Annotated in this window: 23 protein-coding genes, 1 tRNA gene and 1 pseudogene; 12 read left to right on the top strand and 13 right to left on the bottom strand. The window is 60.9% G+C overall.

All coding sequences use genetic code 11. The features are described from left to right. The first annotated feature begins 10 nt into the window (after nt 1–10). The 3 genes from HF921_RS04605 to argA are packed head-to-tail and all read left to right on the top strand — an operon-like array spanning nt 11 to nt 1,810. Nucleotides 11–178, top strand: a complete 168-nt coding sequence (locus tag HF921_RS04605) for a YciI family protein (RefSeq protein WP_440131335.1) — start codon at nt 11–13, stop codon at nt 176–178. Next, nucleotides 175–486 (top strand): BolA family protein, encoded by a 312-nt coding sequence (locus tag HF921_RS04600; RefSeq protein WP_064218817.1) that lies wholly within the window; start codon nt 175–177, stop codon nt 484–486. Before HF921_RS04605 ends, HF921_RS04600 begins: the two co-directional genes overlap by 4 nt. Nucleotides 487–496: 10 nt before the next feature. Beyond that, the gene (gene argA / locus HF921_RS04595) at nt 497–1,810 is read left to right on the top strand and encodes an amino-acid N-acetyltransferase (RefSeq protein WP_215893388.1); all 1,314 of its coding nucleotides are present in this window, start codon (nt 497–499) and stop codon (nt 1,808–1,810) included. 7 nt (nt 1,811–1,817) lie between these two features. On the opposite strand, the gene HF921_RS04590 is transcribed toward argA, so the two are convergent. The 8 genes from HF921_RS04590 to HF921_RS04555 form a co-directional block, all read right to left on the bottom strand. After that, nucleotides 1,818–2,774 (bottom strand): LabA-like NYN domain-containing protein, encoded by a 957-nt coding sequence (locus tag HF921_RS04590; RefSeq protein WP_064218815.1) that lies wholly within the window; start codon nt 2,772–2,774, stop codon nt 1,818–1,820. A gap of 6 nt (nt 2,775–2,780) precedes the next feature. Further along, nucleotides 2,781–4,457 (bottom strand): dihydroxy-acid dehydratase, encoded by a 1,677-nt coding sequence (gene ilvD, locus HF921_RS04585; RefSeq protein WP_064218814.1) that lies wholly within the window; start codon nt 4,455–4,457, stop codon nt 2,781–2,783. A gap of 149 nt (nt 4,458–4,606) precedes the next feature. After that, nucleotides 4,607–5,662 (bottom strand): AI-2E family transporter, encoded by a 1,056-nt coding sequence (locus tag HF921_RS04580; RefSeq protein ID WP_215893387.1) that lies wholly within the window; start codon nt 5,660–5,662, stop codon nt 4,607–4,609. A 6-nt stretch (nt 5,663–5,668) separates the two neighbouring features. Further along, nucleotides 5,669–6,907, bottom strand: a complete 1,239-nt coding sequence (locus HF921_RS04575) for a malic enzyme-like NAD(P)-binding protein (RefSeq protein WP_215891975.1) — start codon at nt 6,905–6,907, stop codon at nt 5,669–5,671. A 6-nt stretch (nt 6,908–6,913) separates the two neighbouring features. Further along, nucleotides 6,914–7,117 carry a 50S ribosomal protein L31 gene (gene rpmE / locus HF921_RS04570; protein WP_064218811.1) on the bottom strand — a complete coding sequence of 68 codons (204 nt, stop codon included), beginning with the start codon at nt 7,115–7,117 and terminating at the stop codon, nt 6,914–6,916. A 75-nt stretch (nt 7,118–7,192) separates the two neighbouring features. After that, nucleotides 7,193–8,569, bottom strand: a complete 1,377-nt coding sequence (gene rho, locus HF921_RS04565) for a transcription termination factor Rho (RefSeq protein WP_425323505.1) — start codon at nt 8,567–8,569, stop codon at nt 7,193–7,195. Next, the gene (gene trxA, locus HF921_RS04560; RefSeq protein WP_014028549.1) at nt 8,566–8,892 is read right to left on the bottom strand and encodes a thioredoxin TrxA; all 327 of its coding nucleotides are present in this window, start codon (nt 8,890–8,892) and stop codon (nt 8,566–8,568) included. The genes rho and trxA overlap by 4 nt, the downstream gene beginning before the upstream one ends. 220 nt (nt 8,893–9,112) lie before the next feature. After that, nucleotides 9,113–9,205, bottom strand: a tRNA-Ser gene (locus HF921_RS04555). A gap of 77 nt (nt 9,206–9,282) precedes the next feature. Between HF921_RS04555 and HF921_RS04550 the strand changes: the two genes are divergently transcribed. From HF921_RS04550 to HF921_RS04520, 7 genes are read left to right on the top strand one after another with little or no spacing between them, the layout of a single operon-like run. After that, nucleotides 9,283–9,957: an ABC transporter ATP-binding protein gene (locus HF921_RS04550; protein ID WP_319025471.1), complete on the top strand. Its 675-nt coding sequence runs from the start codon at nt 9,283–9,285 to the stop codon at nt 9,955–9,957. Nucleotides 9,958–9,983: 26 nt separating this feature from the next. After that, nucleotides 9,984–12,461 (top strand): ABC transporter permease, encoded by a 2,478-nt coding sequence (locus HF921_RS04545; protein WP_319025470.1) that lies wholly within the window; start codon nt 9,984–9,986, stop codon nt 12,459–12,461. Next, nucleotides 12,454–13,596, top strand: coding sequence for a lipocalin-like domain-containing protein (locus tag HF921_RS04540; RefSeq protein ID WP_215893384.1), 1,143 nt, complete (start codon nt 12,454–12,456; stop codon nt 13,594–13,596). The genes HF921_RS04545 and HF921_RS04540 overlap by 8 nt, the downstream gene beginning before the upstream one ends. Before the next feature lie 59 nt (nt 13,597–13,655). Beyond that, the gene (locus HF921_RS04535; protein WP_064218806.1) at nt 13,656–14,099 is read left to right on the top strand and encodes a hypothetical protein; all 444 of its coding nucleotides are present in this window, start codon (nt 13,656–13,658) and stop codon (nt 14,097–14,099) included. Further along, nucleotides 14,092–14,847, top strand: a complete 756-nt coding sequence (locus HF921_RS04530) for a HesA/MoeB/ThiF family protein (RefSeq protein WP_064218805.1) — start codon at nt 14,092–14,094, stop codon at nt 14,845–14,847. The genes HF921_RS04535 and HF921_RS04530 overlap by 8 nt, the downstream gene beginning before the upstream one ends. After that, nucleotides 14,844–15,194 (top strand): hypothetical protein, encoded by a 351-nt coding sequence (locus HF921_RS04525; protein ID WP_064218804.1) that lies wholly within the window; start codon nt 14,844–14,846, stop codon nt 15,192–15,194. The genes HF921_RS04530 and HF921_RS04525 overlap by 4 nt, the downstream gene beginning before the upstream one ends. Continuing rightward, complete coding sequence (locus HF921_RS04520; RefSeq protein WP_064218803.1) at nt 15,187–15,963, top strand: endonuclease/exonuclease/phosphatase family protein; 777 nt, start codon at nt 15,187–15,189, stop codon at nt 15,961–15,963. The genes HF921_RS04525 and HF921_RS04520 overlap by 8 nt, the downstream gene beginning before the upstream one ends. Here the strand turns inward: HF921_RS04520 and HF921_RS04515 are convergent. After that, complete coding sequence (locus HF921_RS04515; protein ID WP_064218802.1) at nt 15,908–16,414, bottom strand: LEA type 2 family protein; 507 nt, start codon at nt 16,412–16,414, stop codon at nt 15,908–15,910. The genes HF921_RS04520 and HF921_RS04515 overlap by 56 nt on opposite strands. Nucleotides 16,415–16,484: 70 nt before the next feature. Here HF921_RS04515 and HF921_RS04510 point away from each other — a divergent pair, with 70 nt between their 5' ends. Together HF921_RS04510 and HF921_RS04505 are read left to right on the top strand one after the other, a co-directional pair. Next, entirely contained in the window at nt 16,485–17,594 is a 1,110-nt protein-coding gene (locus HF921_RS04510) for an ABC transporter permease (protein ID WP_064218801.1), read from the top strand. Further along, a complete protein-coding gene (locus tag HF921_RS04505) occupies nt 17,594–18,379 on the top strand; it encodes an ABC transporter ATP-binding protein (protein WP_064218800.1) in 786 nt (261 codons plus the stop codon). Before HF921_RS04510 ends, HF921_RS04505 begins: the two co-directional genes overlap by 1 nt. A 16-nt stretch (nt 18,380–18,395) precedes the next feature. On the opposite strand, the gene HF921_RS04500 is transcribed toward HF921_RS04505, so the two are convergent. The 4 genes and pseudogenes from HF921_RS04500 to HF921_RS04485 all read right to left on the bottom strand — a co-directional run. After that, a complete protein-coding gene (locus HF921_RS04500; RefSeq protein WP_215893383.1) occupies nt 18,396–19,037 on the bottom strand; it encodes a flavin prenyltransferase UbiX in 642 nt (213 codons plus the stop codon). Between the two features lie 21 nt (nt 19,038–19,058). Beyond that, nucleotides 19,059–20,426 (bottom strand): UDP-N-acetylmuramate:L-alanyl-gamma-D-glutamyl-meso-diaminopimelate ligase, encoded by a 1,368-nt coding sequence (gene mpl, locus HF921_RS04495; protein WP_215893382.1) that lies wholly within the window; start codon nt 20,424–20,426, stop codon nt 19,059–19,061. A 12-nt stretch (nt 20,427–20,438) separates the two neighbouring features. Continuing rightward, on the bottom strand, nt 20,439–21,017 hold the full coding sequence (locus HF921_RS04490; RefSeq protein ID WP_226825472.1) for a hypothetical protein: 579 nt from the start codon (nt 21,015–21,017) through the stop codon (nt 20,439–20,441). Further along, nucleotides 21,010–21,311, bottom strand: a pseudogene (locus HF921_RS04485) (thiazole synthase); the annotation flags it as partial. The pseudogene HF921_RS04485 and the gene HF921_RS04490, both read right to left, overlap by 8 nt.

Genomic DNA, 21,311 nt, shown 5'->3' with positions numbered 1-21,311 from the left:
ATTCCCCGCCATAGACTGTGAAGAACCGGGCGAGGCGGGCTTTACCGGCAGCCTGATCATCGCCCGCTTTGACTCGCTGGAGGATGCCCATACCTGGGCTGCCGCCGAACCTTATCTCAGTGCCGGCGTTTACGCGGATGTCAGCGTTCGCCCTTATAAAGGAGTATTTTTGCCATGAACAAGGAAATCCTTGGTAATTTATTGCGTGATGCCCTGAATCCGGAATTCCTGGAAATCGATGACCGGACGGAAGCCCACAGTGGTCATGCGTCGTCCGGCGATGGCGGGCACTACGAGGTGCGCATTGTCAGCAGCCGGTTCGCGGGCTTGGCCCCATTGGCACGGCACCGCCTGGTCAATACGGTCACCGACCCGGTACGTCAGGAGATACACGCGCTATCGATCAAGGCCTATAGCCCGGAGGAGTTCGCCGCCCAGAACCCGCCCAAAACACCGCGCCCGACCATCGCCCTGAACGTCCTTTAGGACTGGGATAATGACAGCCAGTGGCTTTGTCCGCGGCTTCCGCGAGTCTTCGCCCTACATTCATCGCTTTCGCGGGCAGACCTTCGTCATCAATTTCGGTGGCGACGCCCTGGCGGACGGCAGCATTCGCAGCCTCGCCCATGACATCGCCCTGCTCAACAGCCTGGGCATCAATGTCGTCCTGGTGCACGGGGCCGGGCCGCAGATCGACGCGGCACTGCGGACCCATCAACTGCGCACCGAGCGGGTCAACGGCAAGCGCATCACCGACCTGGCGGCCATGCAGGTACTCCGCGAGGCGGTGGGCGGCGCCCGTCTGGTGGTGGAGGCGGCATTGTCCGAAGGGCAAATGGGCTCGCCCATGGCCCATGCCGGGTTGCAGGTGGTCAGCGGCAACTTCATCATCGCCCAGCCCATTGGGGTGCTGGAGGGGGTGGATTACCAGTATACCGGGCAAGTACGAAGGGTGGCGACGGAGGCCATCCAACGCCATCTTGCCGCCGATGAAATCGTCCTGCTCTCCCCCATCGGCGTTTCGCCGACAGGCACCCTGTTCAACATCCGCGCGGAAGAAGTGGCCGTAGCGGCGGCCCTGGCCCTGCACGCCGCCAAGCTGGTTTTTTTTATGGATGAAGACGGCGTGACCGATGCCCAGGGCCAACTCCTGCGCCAGATTACCCTGTCTGAACTGCCGGGATTGCTCACCCGGGACGATATTCAAGGCGACCTGCGCGAGCATCTGCACAGCGCCGCGATCGCCTGCGCCGGAACGGTGGATCGTGTCCATCTCATATCCCGGCATGTGGATGGTGCGTTGCTGCGCGAACTTTTTACGCGCGACGGCCTCGGCACCCTCATCTCGCAAGACCCTTTTGAACATCTGCGAACCGCCACCGTCGCCGACATCCCCGGCATCCTTGACCTGATCGGCCCCATGGAAGAGCGCGGCGTGCTGGTGCGACGCAGCCGGGAACGCCTCGAAATGGAAGCGGACCACTTTGTGGTCATGGAGCGGGACGGCAAGATCATTGGCTGCGCGGCCATGTATCCCTACCCTGATCAGGGAATGGCCGAAGTCGCCTGCCTCGCGGTAGACAACCACTATCGTCGCCAGGGGCGCGGTGAGCGGCTGCTCGATTACTGTCAGGAACGGGCGCGTGAACAGAAGCTGGAACGGATCTTTGTGCTCAGCACCCAGACGACCCACTGGTTTCTGGAGCGCAACTTTCACAACGGTACCTTGGAAGATTTACCGGTGCCACGGCAGCACCTCTACAACTTCCAACGCCGCAGTCAGGTATTTTTTCGCAGCGTGAAGGCCTGAAGCGGGGTCAGGAAGGGTCGGCGACTGCCGCAATCTCCTTTGCTTCGCCTTTCGAAGACGGCCCCTCCTCCTCTTCCCGTTCCATAGCGACGGCGCGGTCGGGCAGCTTAGCCAGACCTCCAGTGCGTCCATCATAACGATTGACCACGGTGCAGCGGCGGGCGATGAAACCACCCTTTTCCGTCTCACTGGACTCAAGATCAAACTCCAGAATAATATCCCGGCTCGGGAGGTCATCCGTGTCCAATTCGCGCGGCAAATCGGAAATGTGAACAAAGGCCGACTCGTAAGGAGAATCCTCCTGACGAGTATCCGTCACCCACAAACGGGCGGAAATGGCGGTCAGAAAACGGATGAAACCGAAACCACGATCGGCCTCCCAGCGGATGCAAATACCGCGGATGCGTGAACCCAGCTCCCCCCACGGCACCCGCGCATCACCGCGCGAGGGAATCAGACCCGGCACCAGATAACCCGAATAGAAGGCGTCGGCCTCGTGCTGCAATTCCCGGGAAACATTACGGAAGGCCAGCACTTCGACCCGGCACCCCTTGTTCTGCAGGGCGCGCACGACCTGCAGAAAGTCTCCGTCGCCGGTGACCAACAGCACCTGATCCAGCCGCTCCGACTGCAGCATCACGTCCACGGCCAGATCGAGATCAGCATTGGCCTTGGACATGCTGTTGCCTTCTTCGTCCACGAACCAACGGACCGGCTTTTCGATGATTTTCCAGCCCAGATCGCGCACCGCCTGCTGATAACCGCGAATCCGCTCCCGGTATTCACGGTCGCGCTTCATGCGCTCATCATCCACCGCCATGTAGGTATTCAGGCGCAGCAGCCGCGCCTCGCCTTCCCGTCCGGCAAAGCGCCGCAGTATGTCATAACGCATGGAATAGCCGCCGTTGTAGCGGATATTTTCGGCATCCACATAGACGCCAATATGTAGCTCACCATTACTCATAAATGCTCAGGATTCCAGGATTGCGCCGTTGGCGGCGTTGGTTACCAACTTACGATAGCGACGCAACCACGATGACTTCAGTGGTTTTTCGATCGGCACCCAATGCTTGCGGCGTTCGGCCAATACCGCATCACTCAAGTCGACGTGGATTTTGCCGTTATCGAGGTCAAGAGAAATAATGTCACCATCTTGCAGCAGACCGATAGGACCGCCCTCCGCGGCCTCCGGGGAGATATGGCCGATACAGGCCCCGCGGGTCGCCCCACTGAAACGGCCATCGGTAATCAATGCCACGCTTTCGCCCAGCCCCATGCCCATGATATTGGCGGTAGGTGTCAGCATTTCCGGCATACCGGGGCCGCCCTTCGGACCTTCGTAACGGATCACCACCACATTACCAGCCTTGACCTCGCCGGCAAGAATGCCATCAGCCGCAGTTTCCATACTCTCAAAAATCTTCGCCGGTCCCGAGAATTTCCGCATGGCCGGCAGCACCGCACCGATTTTGACAACGCCTCCTTCCGGCGCGAGATTGCCGAAGACCACCCGCAGGCCGCCGGTGGGCGAAATGGGGTCGTTGGCCAAATGGATAATCTTGCTGTCCTTCACCGCCGCCGCTGTCACAATCTCCCGCAAACTCTGGCCACTGACCGTCGGCTTGTCCAGATGCAGTACGTCGGGGTTGCGCTTGTGCACCTCATGCAGAATAGCGGGGATGCCGCCAGCGCGGCCGATGTCCTCGATATGCACTGTAGACAAGGCCGGCGACACCTTGGCGAGATAGGCCACCTGCTGCGCCAGATCGTTCAGCCGCGCCAGCGGATAATGCAGACCGGCCTCCCGGGCGATAGCCAGGGTATGCAATACCGTGTTGGTGGAACCGCCCATGGCCATATCCAGTATGAACGCATTGTCGATCGCATCGAAATCCACCAGTTGCCGCATGGTCGGGCCACCCGCCATGGCCAGCGCCACCACTCGATCCGCCGCCTGACGCACCAGGTCGCGGCGCGCCGCCGCGGTCGCCAGAATGGTGCCGTTGCCGGGCAACGCAATCCCGAGGACTTCCATCAGGCAGTTCATGCTGTTGGCCGTGAACATGCCGGAGCAGGAACCACAAGTCGGACAGGCTTTATCTTCAATTTCCTTGAGACGAATTTGCGTGATTTGCCCGCGCTTGAACTGCCCGACCGCCTCAAAGGCGGTCACCAGATCGATGGCCGTTCCATCAGACAGGTGTCCGGCTTCCATGGGGCCGCCGGAGACAAATACCGTGGGCACGTCACAACGCAGCGCGCCCATGATCATCCCGGGCACGATCTTGTCGCAGTTGGGGATACAGATGAGCGCGTCCAGATGATGGGCCTGCACCACCGTCTCGATGGAGTCCGCAATCAGCTCACGGCTCGGCAACGAGTAACGCATACCATCGTGGCCCATGACGATGCCATCGTCCACACCGATGGTATTGAACTCGAAGGGCACCCCCCCCGCCGCGCGGATATTCTCCTTGACGATGCGGCCGAACTCCTGCAAATGCACATGACCGGGAATGATATCAATATAAGAATTCGCCACCCCGATGAAAGGTTTATCCATATCCTGATCGGTGACACCGCAGGCCTTGAGCAGGGCGCGGTGGGGGGTGCGTTCAAAGCCTTTTTTGATCATATCGGAGCGCATGAAATCCTCGTGGCAAGTTCAGCGGGGGATGCATCGCGTGGATAACACCCGGATAGCGGCGCGACAGGGTGCAGAGTAAAAGCACACTGACCGTCTGGTTAGTGCCTAGAGTATAGGGCCAAGTGGGAGACAGGCCAAGAAGCGGACATTCAACCTTGCGGCGCAGCAGGCGCTGGCCGCAACCACGCATCCCATATCGCCAGCAATACGGCCAGCAGCACCGGCCCCAGGAACAACCCCAGGACACCGAAGGCGAGAATGCCGCCCAGCACCCCGAAGAGCACCAGCAGAAATGGAATCCGTACCGCGCTGGAAATCACCAGCGGGCGAATCAGGTTATCAATCCAGCTCACCACCAGCGCACCCCACAGAGCCAGCCCTAATCCCGCCCAGATATCACCCTGAAAGAGCAGCCAGAGGCTTGCGGCGCCCCAAACCAGGGGCGTACCGAAAGGAATAAAGGAAAACAGCAGGGTGATGATGGCCAGCAATACCGGCGCCGACAATCCTGCCACCGCATAACCCACTCCCGCAAGGACTCCCTGCGCCACCGCAGTCGCCAGAATGCCGTAAATCACCGCACGGATGGTGCTGGCCACCGTGCGCAGATAAGCGTCGCCCCGCTGTCCCAGCACCTGACCGACAAAACGGCGCAACTGATCCAACAGTAGTTCACCATGTCGGTAGAAGAAAAAGGCGGTGATGAGAACGAGCATAAGCAAAGCGCCGAAACGCCCGATCCCGCCCGCAATACTGCCCAGCCGCCCCGCCCAGGCGGAGAGGTCGGGAGACAACGCGCCGGGCATCAGTTTCGCCTTCCAGGAGGCGGGAATCTGGGCGAGCAGATCATGCACCCAAGGTATTTGATTCAGCCTTGCTTCCAGGGTCGTGTGTGCATCCTGGTTGGCGAGGTCGGTCAGTAGATGGTGCAACTCCGTCCCCAGAGTGATACTCAGAAAAAGTACGGGAAGAATAGCGATCAGCGCCAGCATGAGCGTAGCGCCCGCTGCTGCCAGCACGGGCGGCCAATGTCGGCGCATAGGACCAGCCAACGGCCAGGTCGCGTAAACGAGAATGGCCGCCCAACCAAGGGCCGGCAAAAAGGGAGAAAGGATTTTCCAGATCAGAGCAAAAAAGAGAACGGCGGCGAGCAATTGGCCGGAGGCGAAGCGCAGATCGCGAACCGTCAGATCCGCGAGGCGCATCGTGCTCTAACGCCGCGCGACGCCGCTTTCTCGCGCGGCAACGGTCACCGCGCCAGAGACCCGCGATCGTAGGCGCGGGTCCAGCGGTTTGGGGATAATGTACTCGGGACCAAAAGCCAGACCTTGCGGCGCAGTCAGCCCGTAAGCGGCCTGCACCTCATCCGGCACATGCTCCCGCGCCAGCTTCGCCAAAGCATCCACGGCCGCCAGCAGCATGGGCTGGTTGATCTGCCGGGCCCGGCAATCCAGCGCGCCGCGGAAGAGGAAGGGAAAACCCAGCACATTGTTGACCTGATTGGGCATATCCGAGCGACCCGTGGCGACAATGGCGTCAGGACGCAGGCGCCGCGCTATGGCAGGGTCTATCTCAGGATCGGGATTGGCGAGTGCAAAAATCACTGGCTTGGGCGCCAGCATCGGTAACGCCGCTTCCGGGATAGCACCGCGCACAGAGACGCCGATGACCACATCGGCACCGCGCAACATCGCCGCCAGGTCCCAGTCCTGGGGCGCCATCGCAAAGGGCTGATGCCATTGGGTAAGATCTCTGCGTCCGCTGTGCAGCACGCCGTGCAAATCGCTCAGGAAGATATCCGCCACGCCCAGCGCCCGCAACATCCGCGCAATGGCAATCCCGGCGGCACCCGCACCCACAATAGCGACCTTGACGCGACCTAATTCCTTACCCTGCAATTCCAGTGCATTCTGCAATGCAGCGGCCACAATCACGGCCGTGCCATGCTGATCATCGTGGAATACGGGGATGTCCAGCATGGCCTGCAAGGTTTCTTCGACCTCAAAACAGGTCGGAGCGGCGATGTCTTCCAGATTGATGCCGCCAAAACCGGGGGCGATGGCCGCCACCACGTCGATGAGATGTCCGGCATCGCGCGCCTGCACTTCGATATCAAAAGCATCGATATCCGCGAAGCGCTTGAAGAGCAGTGCCTTGCCTTCCATGACCGGCTTGCCCGCCAGCGGTCCGACGTTGCCCAGACCAAGCACCGCCGTACCATTACTGACTATGGCGACGAGGTTACCCTTCGCGGTATAGTCGTAAGCCTTGTCCGGATCGGCGACAATCTCCCGCACCGGAGCCGCGACGCCTGGCGTGTAGGCGAGAGACAGATCTTCCTGGCTGCCGCAGGGCTTACTCGGTATGACCGAAAGCTTACCCGTTGGCGCGCGGGCGTGATACTCCAGCGCCCGTCGCCCCAGGTCTGCCTGGGCATCGGTCTCCGTCATGGCGAGTTACTGACCGCCGTAACGCTTGCGGAATTTCTCTACCTGACCAGCGGCAGAAACGGCGCGCTGCTTACCGGTGTAAAAGGGATGGCATTCGGAGCAGAGGTCAATGTGCAGGTCGCGACCCGCGGTCGAGCGCGTCTTGAAGACGTTGCCGCAACTGCAGGTGACGGTAATTTCTGCGTACTTGGGATGAATATCGGTTTTCATGGTAGCTACTCTCGGGGCCTCGATACAAAGAGGCGAATTATAGGGATGGACAGGGCGGGCGTCCAGCGGACCCGCTTAACGGTTCATGGAGTCAAAAAACTCCGCGTTTGTTTTGGTACCACGCACCTTGTCGAGCAGGAACTCCATGGACTCCACCGGATCCATAGGCGCCAGCAGCTTGCGCAACACCCACATTTTGCTGAGCATGTCGGTCTGGACCAGCAGTTCCTCCCGACGCGTACCGGATTTATTGAGATTGATGGCCGGATAAGTGCGTTTCTCAGCAAGACGGCGGTCGAGGTGGACTTCCATATTACCGGTACCCTTGAATTCCTCGAAGATGACTTCATCCATCTTGGAACCGGTTTCCACCAGGGCCGTGGCAATAATGGTCAGACTGCCGCCCTCTTCGATATTACGTGCAGCGCCGAAGAACCGCTTGGGCTTCTGCAGCGCGTTGGCGTCCACGCCGCCAGTCAGCACCTTGCCGGAGGATGGCACCACCGTGTTGAAGGCACGCGCCAGACGGGTAATGGAGTCGAGCAGAATGACCACGTCGTGTTTGTGCTCGACCAGGCGCTTGGCCTTTTCCAGGACGATCTCTGCAACCTGGGTGTGGCGCGTCGCCGGTTCGTCAAAGGTGGAGGAGACCACCTCGCCCTTCACGGAGCGCTGCATTTCCGTCACTTCTTCCGGACGCTCATCAATGAGCAGCACGATCAGATAGCATTCAGGATGATTGGCGGTGATGGCGTGGGCGATCTGCTGCAGCAACACCGTCTTCCCCGTTTTAGGCGGGGCGACGATCAGACCACGCTGGCCCTTACCGATGGGTGACACCAAGTCAATGATCCGCGGCGCCATTTCGCCGTAGGGGATATTGTCGGATTCCAGACGCAGTCGCTCTTCGGGGAACAGTGGCGTCAAATCGTCGAAGTTCACCTTGTTGCGGGTCGCTTCCGGCGCTTCGAAATTGATGCTCTCCACCTTGAGCAGCGCGAAATAGCGCTCCCCCTCTTTGGGAGGGCGAATCTGCCCGGAAACCGTGTCCCCGGTCTGCAGATGAAAGCGCCGCACCTGCGAAGGCGAGACATAGATGTCATCCGGTCCTGCCATGTAGGACCCGGAGGCTGCGCGCAGAAAACCAAAACCATCCTGCAAAATTTCCAGCACGCCCTCGCCGTAAATGGCATCCCCGTTGCGCGCGTGCGCCTTGAGAATATTGAAGATGATTTCCTGCTTCTTCTGGCGGGCGGTGCCCTCTAATCCCATTTCCTGACAGATCACGGCCAACTCGGCAGCCGTTTTGCGCTTAAGATCGGTCAGATTCATCGCCGAAGCGCCAGGTGCCGGACAAAGCGTATTATCGTCTTCGTCGTCTAGCAGAATGTCTTCATTGGGGAAGGACTTGGGTATCCGGGGAGATTTACGGCGAGGACGTGGTGTATTCAAAGTTGGCTATCCAGGAATGTGGTCAGCTGGGCTTTACTCAGAGCACCCACCTTGGTAGCTTCAAGCTTGCCCGCCTTGAAGAGGAGCAGCGTGGGAATACCGCGAATGCCGTACTGAGGGGGAGTGGCGGGGTTTTCATCAATGTTAAATTTGGCAACCTGCAAACGGTCGGCATACTCGCCAGCGACCTCTTCCAGAATGGGGGCGATCATCTTGCAAGGTCCGCACCATTCGGCCCAGAAATCGACCAGAACCGGTTTAGAGGACTTCAATACATCCGTTTCAAAACTGTCATCCGATACATAAAGAATAGCGTCACTCATTGGAGAGGGCTCCTCAGTCAGTTGGGTACAACGCTTTGGTGGACATTCATTGAGATTTTTATCATTTCGAGGGGTTTAAGCCGGGACCACATGCGCCGGATGGCGCCCATAGATAAGCACTTCTTTCAGTCCATAAGGTGGTTGAAGGATAGCACGATAAAACTGGGATGCAAGGGCGATGAGCGGTCACTTTAAAGTTAGGATTTCAAGCCAGTAAGAGTGGCGGAGAGAGAGGGATTCGAACCCTCGATGGAGTGTTTAGCCCCATACTCCCTTAGCAGGGGAGCGCCTTCAGCCGCTCGGCCATCTCTCCGGTAGCGCGATTCTAACCCGTGCGGGGGCTGAGGTCAAAACCTGATGCACCGACCAAGTTACAGGAGGGAGAATGGCGTGACTGCACTTCTGGTTCTGAACAATCTGGCAAAACGGCTTCCCGGAGACCCGCAGCGTTGGTTATTCCGCGACGCGAGCCTCAACATAGTACCAGCCAACTTCGTGGCCATCATGGGAGAAAGCGGCGTTGGCAAAAGCACCCTGCTGAACATCATTGCCGGTCTGGATCGCCCCGATGCGGGGCACATGACTTTCCAGGGTCAACCGCTCGATACCCTGGATGACGACGCGCGCACGCTGTTGCGGCGGCGGCACATGGGTTTTGTGTTTCAGGCCTTTCATCTGATCCCACAATTGACCGTAGAGGAAAATATCGCCCTGCCCTGGCGACTGAACGCCCTCCCCCGGCGTGAGATGCATCAGCGGGTTAACCTACTGGCCAAGCGTCTTGGGGTCAGCGGACGCTTGGCGGCCTGGCCACGGGAATTGTCCGGCGGCGAGATGCAGCGGGTTGCGGTGGCGCGGGCGGTGATACATCGCCCGTCACTGATCCTTGCTGACGAACCGACAGGCAGTCTCGACGCCGAATCTGCGGAAACTGTGCTCAGCCTCCTGCGTGAAGCGGGAGAAGCAGAAGGCGCGGCTGTTTTACTGGTGACCCACTCGGCAACAGCGGCAGGCTGGGCGCAGCGGCGTCTGCGTTTCAGCGCACAGGGCTTCCGTTCCCTGTGATCACCCGGATTCCGTGGCAAGCGGCCGTGTGGCGCCCGCTGCGCCAAAGGTCGGGTGCGAGCGCGCTGGCCATCATCGGCATTGCACTGGGAGTCGCGCTGGGACTGGCCATCGCCCTCATCAACATTCAGGCCGTGAGTGATTTTTCTACCGGACTGCGACGCCTGTCGGGGCAGGCCGACCTGGCGCTGACGGCGCCGGGACGAGGCTTTTCCGAACAATGGTATGTGCGTCTGAGTATGTCCAGGGGCGTGGCCGTGGCCGCTCCGGAAATCCGCTTGCTGGCGCCGGTACTGCATCCTGCCCACAAAGGGATGCTCCGTATTCTGGGTATTGACGCCTTTCAGGCGGCGCGCATGGGGCAACCGCTGCTGCCTTTCGACCGGTATAGCCCGCTTGCCGTGCTGGCCCCTGACCACATTACCCTGAGCCCGGCGGCGCTGGCGCATCTCGGCCTGCGGGTAGGTGATACGCTGACGCTCGATGCGGCTGGGCAGCCACGCACGCTACGGATCATCGGGGAACTACCCGGTGTGGGCGATAGCGGAGCATTCGGCGTCATGGATATTGCGGCGGTGCAATGGTTGTGGGGACAGGTGGGCGCCGTGAATCAGGTGGACCTGCGCCTGCGTCCCGGAACGAGCACCGCCGACTTCCTGGCGCAGTGGCGCGACCATCTGCCGGTCGGCGCCGTGTTGCAAAGTCCTGCCCAGCAAGGGCGGGTAGCGGCGGATGCATCGCGCGCCTATCGGGTGAATCTGCTGGTGCTGTCGCTGGTGGCGCTGTTTACCGGGGCCTTTCTCGTCTATTCCACCCTGGCCATGGGGGTGGTGCGGCAGCGGCAGCAACTGGCGTTGTTGCGGGTCCTGGGCCTGCGCCGCCGCGAAGTCGTATTGGCCGTATTGTTGCAGGGGATGGTCTTGGGTCTGCCGGGTGCGCTGCTGGGTCTGTCGCTGGGTGTGCTGGCGGCCCGACTGGCCTTGGCACGCATGGGTGGCGACCTCGGGGCGGGGTATTTCAGTGCCACGGCTTTGCGTCTGCAATGGCATCCGGGACTCATGCTGATCTTTTTCGTGGCGGGCCTGGGTGCGGCGCTGACCGGCGCCTTTTTACCGGCTTGGGAAACCAGCCGGGCGATCCCTGCCCTGGCATTGCGTGCCGGTGCCGAAGAACAAGGCCATCAGCAGCGTCAACATCCCTGGATAGGTCTGCTGCTCTTGGGACTAGCCTTGGCAGGGTCTTTAGCTCCGGCCATCCACGGCATCCCCTATCTGGCCTACGGCGCGGTAGCCTGCCTGCTCTTCGCCCTGCTCTTTTTGTTGGCACCGCTCCTGCGCGGACTGACCCGGCTCTTTCCCCTGCCCCATGCACCCGTCTGGCGTCTGGCCTTGGAACAACTGCGGGGCGCACCTGGCCGGGCGGCGCAAAGCCTGGCTGCAGTGGTGGTGGCCTTTAGTCTGGTCGTGGCCATGGCCGTGATGGTGGGTTCATTCCGCGACTCGGTCGCCAACTGGCTGACCGAGATCTTACGCGCGGACCTCTATGTACAGGCAGGGATGAATAGGGACGCATTCCTCCCCCATGGCGCAGCGCAGCAGCTTTGCGCACTGCCTAATGTCCGCGCCTGTTCACCCCTGCGGCGAGTCACCCTGAATTTGTTGCCGGGACATCCACCCGTGATGCTTCTCGCGCGGGGCATGAACATCAGCGATCCAGAGCGGGAATTGCAGATACTCCATGCGGTCAGGGTCGGGCCACAACAGCCGCCGCCCGTGTGGATTTCGGAGATTCTGGCGAGCATCAGTGGCTGGCAGGCCGGGCAGGTGATCCATCTGCCGCTGGGCGGCCAAGAGCGGGCGGTGACCATCGCCGGTATTTATCGGGATTACGCCTATCAGGAGGGTTCAGTGTCCATACCCATTCAGCAATACCGCACATGGTCCGGAGACGATACGGTCAACGGCGTCGCGCTCTGGCTGCGTCCTGGCGCCGCGATACCGGCTGCCATCCGCACCTTGCGGCAGAAATTGCCCGATGGTAGTCGATTATTGGTCGCGACCCCCAAAGAAATTCGCAGTAAGAGCCTGCAAATATTCAACCAGAGCTTTGCCGCCACTTATGCGCTGGAGGCTGTCGCCATGGTGATCGGACTGCTGGGGGTGAGCAGCGGCTTCGGAGCGCAGACGCTGATGCGCCGCAACGAATACGCCATGCTGCGGCATCTGGGTCTGCGGCGGCGTGATCTGCTCATCTTGCTCTTTGCCGAGGGCAGCGTCCTTTCGCTTCTCGGGATATTCATCGGCGGCGCGCTGGGAATGGCCATCAGCGTCATCCTGGTCGAAGTGGTCAATCCCCAGTCTTTCCATTGGCACATGGGCTTTCGTCCGTCCTGGCCGCTGTTGCTGACCCTGAGTGCCATCCTCTGGCTGGCGAGCACGGCCACCATGGTGCTGGCCGGACGGCGGGCGGTCCGGCATACCTCCGCGGTGCTGCGCGATGATTAGTCATTTACGGTCGGCATTACCGCGTAAAAGGATATGCTCTGGTCTTCTGGTGCTGTGCTGCGGGCTCTGTGGGCCAGCGCAGGCCGCATCCAGTCTGCCGGGGGCGCCCTTGCCTTTGCAGCCCACGCCGGATGTGAAAGTCACCCCGCAATACCCCATGCAATTCCCCAACGCCCTGGGCAGTCACCCGGATTTCCCCATTGAATGGTGGTATGTAACGGGTTGGCTACAGAGCGCATCGGAAAAACCGCTGGGATTTCAGATCACCTTTTTCCGGGTCCGGCCCCCTAAGGTCTGGGCAAACCCCAGCGCCTTCAATCCCCGCGAACTGCTTTTTGCCGAAGCGGCGCTGAGTGACCCCCGCATCGGGCATCTGCTTACCGCGCAGCGGGCCGCACGCGCCGGCCTCGGATTAGCAGGGGCGGATCAAGACCATACCAATGTCTGGATTCGTCACTGGTACCTGCGCCAGCGGGGGCGAGATTACGAGGCGCGCATCAACGGCAATAAAATCCGTTATCGACTGCAATTCACGCCTACCCAACCCGCGTTACCCGAAGGTCCCCAGGGCATCAGCCAGAAGGGTCCGGACCCGAAGAACGCCAGCTACTACTACAGTCTTCCGCATCTGAAGGTCAGCGGGACGGTGGCCATCAAAGGACAGCAGGAGCAGGTCCGTGGGGAGGCATGGCTGGATCACGAATGGTCGGCGGCGTATCTGCCCAAAAAGGCCGTCGGCTGGGATTGGCTGGGGATCAATCTGCAGGATGGTGGTGCCCTCATGGTCTTCATGATGCGCCGCGCCGATGGCGCACCCTTCTGGCTGGCTGCCACAGAGCGTAATGCGCAGGGCCAGGTGCACGACATTCCGGCCAAAGACATCCGCATGCAATCCACTGACTGGTGGCGGTCGCCGCAAACCGGCACACGTTACCCCGTGCGCTGGCAGATACAGGTGGGAAACCTGCATTTCGCTATCGTTCCACTCATGGACAATCAGGAATTCGACGCCAGCCGCAGCAGCGGCACCGTCTACTGGGAAGGCGCGGTGCGTGCCATGATGGGCCGGCAGATCGTAGGGAAAGGCTATCTGGAACTCACCGGCTATGGCGGTCGTCTGGCCCTGGACCAATAGGCCATCGGCAAAGCACTCCGTAACTGGAGCAATCCCCTCCGCGTTGCTACACTGAGGGCATGCTCAATGAAAGCTCCCGTCTGTTGCTGCAACAACAATTTCTGGAACGCTTCAGCGGACGCACGATCATTGTGCATCGTGGGTTCCCGGAACAGTTCCTCCGCGAACTGCTTGAGCAAGCCGGCGGTGGCGGACATTTCCGAGTGGATGTCCGTATTCCCGAGAGCACGCCGCCAACACCTATCGAATGGGTGGTGCATCGCTTCGTGTTACCGCTCTCCCTACCCCTGCCACTGCTCATCCGGGTCGATGCTGACGCACTCTATCTGCGTCACCTGATGCATGACAATATTGTTGGTCACCCCAGCGAAATCCTCTGGATGCTGGACACCATCCGCGAACGCCATCACGCTCGACTTGATCGCCAGCAAGGCCGCTACGCCGTCAGCATGGGCATGGCCGTGCAAGACAACGATATCGACTATGGCTTCAACAATGACTGACACTCTCGACGACGCTGCACTGCTGCGTTACGCGCGTCAGATTCTCTTGCCGGAAATCGATATCGCCGGACAGCAGGCGCTGGCCGCCAGCCGGGTGCTGATCATCGGCATGGGTGGCCTGGGCTGCCCAGCCGCCCAGTATCTCGCGGCCGCGGGCGTCGGCAACCTGACCGTCTGCGATGGGGATCAGGTCGAACTCAGCAATCTGCAACGCCAGATTCTCTATAGCGAAGCCGACCTGGGACGCCCCAAAGCGCGGGCCGCACGCGATCGGCTACGTGCCATGAACCAGCAGATCCGGGTCAGCGCCTGGACGGAATCAGCGCAACCCGAGTCTCTTGCGGCGGCGCTGGACACCCACGATCTGGTGCTGGACTGCACCGACAACTTCAGCAGCCGCCACGCCATCAACCGCGCCTGCCGTAACGCTGGCAAGCCTCTGGTCAGTGCTGCGGCCATCCGCTGGGAAGGTCAACTCGCCGTCTTTGATTTTCGTGTGCCGGAATGCGCCTGCTATGCCTGTCTCTACCCGGACGGCATGGAGGACACCGAAGATACCTGCTCACGTAGCGGCGTCCTTGGCCCGCTCCTCGGCGTACTCGGCGGTATGCAGGCGGCAGAAGCCATCCGTCTGCTCTGCATGGGCCATTCCCCGCTGGCCGGGCAGCTCCTGCTGGTGGATGCGCAAAGCTGGCAGTGGCGGCAGATCGCCCTGCGCCGCGACCCGGCCTGCGGCGTCTGCGGGTGAAGCGCCTGAAACTGCCACGCACCCTCGCCAACACCCTGCTTGCAGACCTGCAATCCGGTGTTGGCGAAGGACTTATCGGCGCTATCGCCGACGTGCCCGTCTCCGTCTATCCGTGTCCGCCAGCGCACTTTGCTGCAGCGCTCGCGTTGATCCGGTCCCGTGGCGAAACATCTTTCGCACGTTACGCTCACGCCGCCGCGCCCATCGCGGACAGCGTCCCCACCGGCACGTCCTATCAGATATTACTGGCTGCGGACATCAAAGGGGTGATCCTCCTCCGCGCCTTCACCCGCGCGGATGATGGCGCGCGCTGGCAGGAACTCGACATTGGGCTCGACCATGACTGACACCTCAGAGTTTTCCGTGACGTCTTTCAACATCCAGGTGGGCATCGGCTCCCACCGCGCCCGGCACATGTTCCTGCACGGCTGGAAATATGTGATGCCGCACGGCCAGAGTCTGCGCAACCTGGAGCGGATCGCCCTGATTTTGGAGGAAACCGACATCGCCGGACTCAACGAGGTCGATGCCGGATCTTTTCGCAGCCAGTATGTCAATCAGGCGGGTTTTCTCGCCGACCGCGCCCATTTCCCTTACTGGGCGCAACAACGTACCCGTGACTTTGGCGACTTCGCCCAGCACAGCAACGGCATTCTCTCCCGCTGGCCCATTGAAGAGACCATAGCGCATTCCCTGCCGAGCTTTATGAAAGGGCGCGGCATGCTGGAAAACCGGCTCAATGTTGGTGGAAGAGCACTGACCGTGATCATCACCCACCTCGGTCTCAGCCGTCACGCACGCCTCGGTCAGATACGCGATCTCGCCCAACGCCTGCGCGGACGCCCGAACCTCATTCTCATGGGCGACCTGAACTGCACGGCACGTTCCCCGGAAATACGCCTGCTCCTCAATGAAAGTGGCCTGCAGGCGCCACCCTGGAGCCCGCCCACTTTTCCCAGTTGGTCACCGCGCTTTTCCTTCGATCACATCCTCTGCAGCCCTGACCTGGAATTTACGGCGATTGCAACCGTCACCGAACCGCTCTCCGATCATCTCGCGCTCAAGGCGAAACTGCGCTGGAGTCCGGTGGCAGCGGCAGATGCAAAGCCCCAGTGACGGTAAAAGGTATCCGCATATCGAGCATGCCGGTCACCAGATAACCTTTGACGGTATAGGGGAGCCCGGCCCCAGCGCTGACACTGCCGAGATCCCCCAGCAATGGCAGAAAATTGCCCGTGACCGGTATGCTCACCGTGGCACTGCCGTAGGCGGGCACATCGACCGGCTTATTCAGCAAACCGTAAGCCACCTGCCGATCCTGCACATACAGACGCGCCTCCCCCGCCTTGGCATGGAGCGCACTGTCATTGGGGTTGCTGACCTTGAGCGACAGCAAAAACGTCTGCGCCACCAACCCCACCGACTCCGGCTGGATACTCAGCAACTGCAGCTCCGGATGGTGCATAGGAAACGCGCTGCAGGCGCTGAGCGGCAGCGCGACCAGCAGCAGCATGGACCAGCGCCGAAACCATTGGGTGAAGCCGAAGCTTCGTGCAACAATAGTCATCCGTGTACTCCTGCGAACGTCAGTCGCCGAGTATAACCCAAGGAATGACCGAGAAAAGCCCAGACCCGCCATGACGGAAAGTAACGCACAACAACCCCACTGGGAACGCGACGGTCAGACGCTGCGCCTCAGCGGGCGCTGGACTCTGCGGCGTCTCGGCGGCAATTTCGCGGCGCAAGAAGCGGCGCTGCGGAACATAAACCCGGAAATAGTGTGGGATCTCTCCGCCATTGAGGCCCTCGACAGCGCCGGAGCCATCCTGCTCTGGCAGGCCTGGGGCGGCCAGTTGCCGGGAAACATCCGGATGGAGGACCGGCATCGTAGTATCTTCGCCCGTCTGGCGCAGGTTCCGCCGGTTACCGCCCCACCCCGGCGCTCCTGGCAGTTTCTTGATCAGCTTGGTGCATTCCTGATCGAAACGGGACACGACCTCTGGGGACTTTTTCTGCTCATGGGCGCCCTTTTGCTGGAGTTCGGGCGCGGACTGCGCCACCCGCGCAGCTTTCCGTGGCGCGAAATCTCCGCCACCATCGTCCATACCGGTCCGAACTCGCTGCCCATCCTCACCCTGATCGGCTTCCTCATCGGCGTGGTGATTTCTTTTCAGTCGGCCTCGACCCTTGCCCAATACGGTGCCAATATTTATATCGTCAATATTGCCGGCCTGAGCATTCTGCGCGAGTTCGGGCCGTTGATTACCGCGATCATTCTTTCAGGGCGTTCCGGCTCCGCCTTCACCGCGCAAATCGGCGGCATGTGCGTCACCGAAGAACTGGACGCTCTGCGCACTTTCGGCATCCCCCCGATCCGCCGCCTGATTCTGCCCAAGGCCATCGCCCTGGCGCTGGTCATGCCGCTGCTCGTCCTCTGGACCGACATGGTGGGACTTTTCGGGGCCATGCTCGTGGCCAAAATGGAGCTCGGCATCAGTACTGGTTTCTTTATCGAACAAATGCCTATCGTGGTCCCCAGTTTCAACCTGTGGCTGGGCATTGCCAAAGGCGCGATCTTCGGTATTTTGATTGCGTGGATCGCGGGTTTTCATGGCCTCAAGGTGAAACCCAACACCACCAGCCTGAGCCGGGAAACGACCAGCTCGGTAGTCATGTCCATCACCCTGGTGATCCTCATCGACGCAGCCCTTGCCCTGGTTTTTGCCAATACGGGAGGTGGCGGCTGATGGCCCGCCCCAACGCCATTATCCTGACCGATATCGCCACTCGGTTCGGAACCCACTGGATCCAGCGGCATCTTGATCTGACCATACATTGCGGCGAGATACTGGCCATCGTCGGCGGCAGCGGTACCGGCAAAACCACGCTGCTGCGCGCCATGATGGGCCTCGTTCCCATCGCTGAAGGGCAAATGATCATTCTTGGCAAAAATCCACAAGCGCTCAATCTGCGTGAACAGATTGCTCTACGCCAGCGCTGGGGAGTGCTTTTTCAACAGGGTGCCCTGTTCAGCGCCCTGACGGTTTTTGAAAATATCGCCTTTCCTCTGCGCGAGTGGGGCCATTTGACCCGCTCCGAAATCAGCGATCTGGTAGCCCTGAAGCTGCAAATGGTAGGTCTGCAGCCCAATGACGCCTGGAAATTACCTGCGGAATTATCGGGCGGAATGGTCAAGCGGGTCGCCCTCGCCCGTGCGCTGGCGATGGAGGCGGAGATTCTCTTTCTCGATGAGCCCACCTCCGGACTCGACCCCATCGCCGCTGCCGAATTTGACGCCCTGCTCCGCCAAGTCCACCGCGACATCGGTTTCACCGTTGTCATGATCAGTCATGACCTCGACAGCCTTGCCGCCACAGCGGATCGCGTCGCAGTGCTCGCCGATGGCAAGGTGCTGACGGTTGGGCCGCTCACCGAGATCCAGCAGGTGGATCATCCTTACATCCGTGAGTTCTTCCACGGGGAGCGCGGCGAACGTCTGCTGACCAGTCTCCGCGCCACCGGCGAATGTTAAGTGCCAAGCCCTGATTTCAATCCGCTGCCGGAACGACCTCCTCGTCTCCCCAGCGCCGTCCGATCCGGTTCGGCAGGCCCAACTGATCCAGAATCCTCGCCACAATGAAGTCCACCAGATCTTCGATTTTTTGCGGGCGATGGTAAAAACCGGGGCTCGCTGGCAAAATCCGCACCCCCATCCGCGCCAGCGTCAGCATATTTTCCAGATGAATCGTGGAGATGGGGCTTTCACGGGGCACCAGAATGAGTTTCAGGCCTTCCTTCAGCATCACATCCGCGGCGCGCTCAATCAGATTCCTGGACAGCCCGTGGGCGATGGCCGCCAGCGTCCCTCCGGAACAGGGACAGACCACCATGGCCTGCGCCGCGTTAGAGCCGGAGGCCACCGGGGAGAACCAGTCGTCCTGGGCATAAACGGACAGCAAGTCCGGCTCGGCGCCGAACCGTTCAGTGAGAAAACGGGTTACGGTCTCCGCCGTAGACGGGAGTTCCAGATCCAGTTCTTCGCGGCAAACAATCCGCGCCGCATCCGATATCAGCAGATAGACCCGCGTCCCGGCGGTCAGCAACACCTCCACCAGTCGCATCCCATAGGCCGCCCCGGAAGCACCGGTAATGGCCACACAAATCCGCTCCTGATGTCGCCAATCTTCCATTGCCGCTCCTATTGAACCGGGTTACGATTTTGCCGATGAATTTCGGCGGGCGAGACGTTCCAACAAGCGTTCGTGAATCCCACCGAAAGCGCCGTTACTCATAATGAGCACCTGATCCCCCGCGTGCAACTCTGCATCCAGCGCCCGCAAGAGTGCATCCATATCCGCGTAAAGCTGCGCGGCAGAGCCCAGTGCGGTCGCCACATCCCAACCGATATCTGCGGGGGCATAGGCAAACACCCGATCCGCGCCCTGTAGGCTATGCCCCAGCGTCTGTCGGTAGACCCCCATCTTCATGGTATTGGAGCGTGGCTCCAACACGGCTACCAGGCGGCCCTCCCCCGCCATTCGCCCACGCAGGGCGGCAATGGTAACAGCGATGGCCGTGGGATGATGGGCAAAGTCGTCATACACCGCCACGCCGGCTGCTTCACCGCGCAGTTCCAGCCGCCGCCGCACCCCCTGAAAGCTTTGCAAGGCTGCGCAACCAACCGCCAGCGGCACCCCGGCATGACGGGCGGCCAGCAAGGCCGCCAACGCATTCTCGGCATTGAAGGTCCCGACCATCCCCCAACTGACCCGTCCGCGCTCCACGCCCTGCTCCAGCACGGTAAAACGACCGCCATCCGCGGTATCGAGCCGTACCTGCCACTCGCCTTCTCCGGCAAAGCGTTGCAGGGGCGTCCAACAACCGCGCTCCAGCACCTGTTTCAGTGCCGGCGCCGCATCGTTCATGATGATCGCGCCCGTACCCGGCACGGTGCGCAGCAGATGGTGGAACTGGGTGATGATCGCCTCCAGATCCGGGAATATATCGGCATGATCGTATTCCAGATTATTGAGAATCAGCGATCGCGGGCGATAATGCACGAATTTAGAGCGCTTATCGAAAAAGGCCGTATCATACTCATCCGCCTCGATCACAAAAAAAGAACTGTTCGTCAGCCGCGCCGACACCCCAAAATTACGCGCTTCACCACCGATGAGGAAACTCGGATTGAGCCCCGCCTCCTGCAATATCCAGGTCAGGATGGAGGTCGTCGTGGTCTTGCCGTGGGTGCCTGCCACTGCCAGTACCCAGCGGTTTTGCAGAATCTCCCGCGACAACCAGGCCGGAGCGGAGTCATAGGGAATCTGTCGGTCCAGCACGGCCTCCACGCAGGGATTGCCCCGCGACAGAGCGTTGCCGATGAGTACCAGGTCGGGGGCAGGACTCAGCTGGGCGGGATCATAACCCTCATGGACTGTAATCCCTTCCCGTGCCAGCAGGTTGTTCATGGGCGGATAGGTACGGATATCCGAACCCGTTACCTGGTGCCCAGCCGCCCGCGCCAGCAGCGCGATGCCCCCCATAAAGGTCCCGCAGATACCGAGAACGTGAATATGCATGGAGCGGCAGGCCTAGTGCATGGTGCTGCGCGCCGGCGCGCCGAGACGTTGATCCAGCGCCTGGTTGGCCAACTCGTAGAGTGCGTTGAATTTTTCCAGGAGCTCCTGATAACGGCTCATCATCTCCGTCTCCCCGGCCAGCACCGGGTGATCGTCCAGAGAGCGTGCCAGCATATCGCGGGCCATACTCAGACGTTCCACCACCTCAAAATAGGCCCAGCCGTCTGGCGGCTGGGCGCTGGCCGCCGCGATCTCCTGTTGGCAGTACCAGATCAGCGCCGCCCGCGTCACCGCCTGCGCCGCCGTCGTCTCTTCTGCCTCGGTCAACTGCCATTCGTGGCTGACCGGCTCTTGCCAGTCCATATAGACGTGCCAGCGCTGGCCGTTCTCATCCACCACGAACTCCAGACGCACTCCCACGCCCTGATCGCCAAGCCGAGCAATCAGGCGCTCCGCTTCGTCCCAATCTCCCGCATAGTCGGGCAGCACACCGCCGGGCACTGCACCCATGACCAAGCGCTCCACTGTCTCGATAAATTCCTCGTCAAGAGGTGCTGTGCGCGCGTATTCCAAGGCATCGTTGCTACTCAAAGAACAGACCATCCACCGGACTGCTGGCACTGGCGTAAAGTTTGCGCGTCATGCGCCCGGCGCGGAAGGCTTTCCGCCCCGCTTCCACGCCCAGGCGCATGGCTTCCGCCATGAGAACGGGGTCCTTAGCCGCGGCAATGGCTGTATTCAAAAGAACGCCATCACAACCCAGCTCCAGGGCCACCGCCACATCAGAGGCGGTACCCACCCCCGCGTCCACCAGAATCGGTACGGTCGCCTGCTCCAGAATGATGCGCAGATTGTAAGGATTGCGAATACCCAGACCGGAACCGA

Origin of the sequence: Acidithiobacillus ferriphilus (genome assembly GCF_018854775.1) — a bacterium.
Lineage (GTDB): Bacteria > Pseudomonadota > Gammaproteobacteria > Acidithiobacillales > Acidithiobacillaceae > Acidithiobacillus > Acidithiobacillus ferriphilus.
This window is presented reverse-complemented; position numbering and strand designations above follow the sequence as displayed.

Coding starts and splice junctions, on each gene's coding strand:
- HF921_RS04600 (WP_064218817.1), top strand. CDS start 175: ATGAACAAGGAAATCCTTGGTAATTTATTGCGTGATGCCCTGAATCCG.
- argA (WP_215893388.1), top strand. CDS start 497: ATGACAGCCAGTGGCTTTGTCCGCGGCTTCCGCGAGTCTTCGCCCTAC.
- HF921_RS04590 (WP_064218815.1), bottom strand. CDS start 2,774: ATGAGTAATGGTGAGCTACATATTGGCGTCTATGTGGATGCCGAAAAT.
- ilvD (WP_064218814.1), bottom strand. CDS start 4,457: ATGCGCTCCGATATGATCAAAAAAGGCTTTGAACGCACCCCCCACCGC.
- HF921_RS04580 (WP_215893387.1), bottom strand. CDS start 5,662: ATGCGCCTCGCGGATCTGACGGTTCGCGATCTGCGCTTCGCCTCCGGC.
- HF921_RS04575 (WP_215891975.1), bottom strand. CDS start 6,907: ATGACGGAGACCGATGCCCAGGCAGACCTGGGGCGACGGGCGCTGGAG.
- rpmE (WP_064218811.1), bottom strand. CDS start 7,117: ATGAAAACCGATATTCATCCCAAGTACGCAGAAATTACCGTCACCTGC.
- trxA (WP_014028549.1), bottom strand. CDS start 8,892: ATGAGTGACGCTATTCTTTATGTATCGGATGACAGTTTTGAAACGGAT.
- HF921_RS04540 (WP_215893384.1), top strand. CDS start 12,454: ATGATTAGTCATTTACGGTCGGCATTACCGCGTAAAAGGATATGCTCT.
- HF921_RS04535 (WP_064218806.1), top strand. CDS start 13,656: ATGCTCAATGAAAGCTCCCGTCTGTTGCTGCAACAACAATTTCTGGAA.
- HF921_RS04530 (WP_064218805.1), top strand. CDS start 14,092: ATGACTGACACTCTCGACGACGCTGCACTGCTGCGTTACGCGCGTCAG.
- HF921_RS04520 (WP_064218803.1), top strand. CDS start 15,187: ATGACTGACACCTCAGAGTTTTCCGTGACGTCTTTCAACATCCAGGTG.
- HF921_RS04515 (WP_064218802.1), bottom strand. CDS start 16,414: ATGACTATTGTTGCACGAAGCTTCGGCTTCACCCAATGGTTTCGGCGC.
- HF921_RS04510 (WP_064218801.1), top strand. CDS start 16,485: ATGACGGAAAGTAACGCACAACAACCCCACTGGGAACGCGACGGTCAG.
- HF921_RS04505 (WP_064218800.1), top strand. CDS start 17,594: ATGGCCCGCCCCAACGCCATTATCCTGACCGATATCGCCACTCGGTTC.
- HF921_RS04500 (WP_215893383.1), bottom strand. CDS start 19,037: ATGGAAGATTGGCGACATCAGGAGCGGATTTGTGTGGCCATTACCGGT.
- mpl (WP_215893382.1), bottom strand. CDS start 20,426: ATGCATATTCACGTTCTCGGTATCTGCGGGACCTTTATGGGGGGCATC.